Below are 2,894 nucleotides of genomic sequence, written 5' to 3' on the forward strand. Positions count from 1 at the left end.
CTTTAAATTGTTGAGCAAGATGCTGATGGTCAAGCACAATATCAGCACCCATTTGTTTACACCAAGATCTAGATTCATCACGTGAAGCAGTCGCTATTACTTTCATGCCGATTATTTGCTTGGCAAATTGAATGGCCATCGAACCCACGCCGCCAGCAGCGCCAATCAATAATAAAGATTTATCTTTGTCTGATTGGGTGATTTTTAAACGATCAAATAAAGATTCCCAAGCGGTAATACTGGTTAAAGGTAGTGCTGCAGCTTGCTCAAAGTTGAGTGATTTTGGCTTACGACCGACAATACGTTCATCGACAAGTTGGTAAGCTGCATTTGACCCGTCACGCGTCACATCTCCTGCATAAAAAACTTCATCACCAACTTTAAAAAGCGATACTTGCTCACCCACTGCACTCACAATACCTGAAGCGTCATAGCCTAAAATTTTTACAGCGCTATCTTTGGCGACAGTGTGCTTAACTTTGGTATCAATTGGGTTGACAGAAATAGCTTTTATTTCTACCAGTAGATCTCGGCCTGTAGGATGATTTAGAGTTTTCTCAAATTCTATAAATTCACTGCCGTTATAGCCAATTGCTTGCATGTTATCTTCGTGTGTTTCTTTCAATACGCAACATTACTAACATCATGACAAACATAATAAAAAATCCAAGTGCTGCGCCTAGCATACCTAGAGAAATAAAGCCTGTCATTTGATCAGTTCTAGCGGTGCCCATTTTCATTAAATTTTGCTGAGTTTGCTCATTGACTTGGTAGGCAAACTCTTGATCATGCCAATGCAAAAATTCATCAATATTAACTTGATCTCCACCCACATTAACTAATTGCTTAGTCAATCTTGATAAAGATTCCACATAGCTTAACTTAAGCTCTGGAGAATAAGCATTAGACTTAATCTTAATCATCACTTTAATTTGGAACTGTAAGTCATTTTCATCAAGCACTTCGTTAGGTAGTGCCTGTAAATTAGTAATAATCTGTTCTATTTGAGTATCAAACTTTTGATTAAAAACTACCTGGGAATCATCTTCAACAACGCTAACTGCTTGAGAGGCTTTTTCAGTCTCCACTTGCAGGCTGATTGGATTTTGGTATTTGGCTAATTCAATGCTGGGCGCACTAATTTCATCAGTCGCCCTACTGCTGAGTTTTTCATAGCTAAACACACCTAGAAAGACAATTAAAGCTAGTGAAATCAATGCAAATAAAAAGCCAATACGATGCACAATGAGAAAGAAGTTGTTTTCAATAAATTTAAACATGTGCTATTCCTTTGTTATGCTATTTTCAAAAATGTTATTCATATGAGTCGCTAATTCGATATCCAATTGACTAATACACCCTTGAGAATGCGTTATTAACTCAACATTAACAGTGTTATATACATTGGACCATTCTGGATGGTGATTCATTTTTTCAGCTATGATGCCAGCTTGAGTCATAAAGCCAAAAGCCTGAATAAAGTCATTAAAAACAAACTGTCTCGATAGTTTTTGATTAACAATTGACCATTCTGGCAATTGTATTAAAATTTCTGAATCAGTCATGATTGAACTTTCAAGATATCTTTAGCGCCCATTTTGATCAACTGATCACCTAGCGTCTCACCCAATGCCTCTGCCTGATGAACATGACCAGATACCTGGTGTTTTAATATGACGCCAGACTCTACGTTACCCACTAAACCTGTCAGGCTTATTTGATCACCATCCAATGTTGCATAGCCCGCAATCGGCACAGAGCAGCCACCTTCTAGACGGGCATTCATCGCCCGCTCTGCACTTACCCTGTAAGTAGTTTCTTGATCAATCAAAGGGCTAATTAAATCTAGAATAGTCTGATCATTCTCGCGAATCTCAATCCCTACTGCCCCTTGGCCAACTGCAGGCAAAGAATCGATCGCTGGAATCTCTTGCTTAATACGCGTTTCAAACTTAAGGCGAATAAGGCCCGCACACGCCAAGATAATCGCATCAAACTCACCGTCATCGAGTTTTTGAAGTCGGGTGTTTACATTGCCTCGTAAGTCTAGAATTTCTAAATCTGGGCGTTGAGCTTTCAGCTGCACAATTCGGCGCATTGAACAAGTGCCCACTTTAGCGCCTTGTGGTAGATCATTAATACCATCGTAATGATTAGACACAAATGCATCAAATGGATTTTCACGCTTTAAAATAGCGCCTAGCTCAAATCCAGGTGGAATCTCATAAGGCACATCTTTCATCGAATGCACAGCAATATCAGCCACCCCTTCCATCATGCCTATTTCTAATTCTTTAATAAACAAACCTTTGCCACCAATTTTAGATAAAGGTGAATTTAAAATCTGGTCACCCTTGGTGGTCATCTTAACCAACTCTACTTTTAAATCTGGATGAATCGCCTCCAGCCTAGCTTTTACGTGCTCTGCTTGCCAAAGTGCTAGCGGAGATTTTCGAGTTGCAATTTTCAGGGTTTTATTCATGCTTCAAGGAGTTTGTATTAAAATAGTGCCAATGTTTAGATTTTATCTATTAGTTGCCGTCTTTTTATCAAATTTTGCGATCGCGCAAGAACTCAACCTGCCAGACGCAAAAAATTTCTTTTTAGACTCACAACAAGTTTGGAAGAAAAAGATACCTATTTTAATAATGTTTTCCATTCCTGATTGTGGATATTGCAAAAAAGTTAAAGAAAATACCATTGGCCCTATGGCAGATCTCGAGGAATACCAAGATAAAGTAATCATTCGCCATATCAATGCTAATAGCTTTGATGAAATCAATGATTTTTACAATGAAACTGTTTCTCACAATGAGTTTGCCTTTAAGTATGCAGTTAATTTCTTTCCAACGGTTATGTTGGTAGACAACTATGGCGTGGTTTTGGAAAAAGTC

At 38.5% G+C, this 2,894-nt stretch carries 5 protein-coding genes; 1 reads left to right on the plus strand and 4 read right to left on the minus strand.

Annotated elements, in window-relative coordinates:
• From ABNR88_RS07115 to hemC, 4 genes are all read right to left on the minus strand, one after another.
• Window positions 1–601 (minus strand): zinc-binding alcohol dehydrogenase family protein (locus tag ABNR88_RS07115; protein ID WP_348670249.1); only part of this gene is annotated, 601 nt, incomplete at its 3' end.
• Window position 602: 1 nt separating this feature from the next.
• A complete protein-coding gene (locus ABNR88_RS07120; RefSeq protein WP_291929280.1) occupies window positions 603–1,280 on the minus strand; it encodes a hypothetical protein in 678 nt (225 codons plus the stop codon).
• Window positions 1,281–1,283: 3 nt separating this feature from the next.
• Window positions 1,284–1,565 carry a 4a-hydroxytetrahydrobiopterin dehydratase gene (locus ABNR88_RS07125; RefSeq protein WP_291929283.1) on the minus strand — a complete coding sequence of 94 codons (282 nt, stop codon included), beginning with the start codon at window positions 1,563–1,565 and terminating at the stop codon, window positions 1,284–1,286.
• Window positions 1,562–2,482 carry a hydroxymethylbilane synthase gene (hemC, locus tag ABNR88_RS07130; protein ID WP_291929286.1) on the minus strand — a complete coding sequence of 307 codons (921 nt, stop codon included), beginning with the start codon at window positions 2,480–2,482 and terminating at the stop codon, window positions 1,562–1,564. The genes ABNR88_RS07125 and hemC overlap by 4 nt, the downstream gene beginning before the upstream one ends.
• Before the next feature lie 31 nt (window positions 2,483–2,513).
• Between hemC and ABNR88_RS07135 the strand changes: the two genes are divergently transcribed.
• Window positions 2,514–2,894: thioredoxin fold domain-containing protein (locus ABNR88_RS07135; RefSeq protein WP_291929289.1), on the plus strand; the 381-nt coding region annotated here is incomplete at its 3' end.

It is taken from the genome of uncultured Candidatus Thioglobus sp. (genome assembly GCF_963981275.1).
Classification (GTDB): Bacteria; Pseudomonadota; Gammaproteobacteria; order PS1; family Pseudothioglobaceae; genus Thioglobus_A.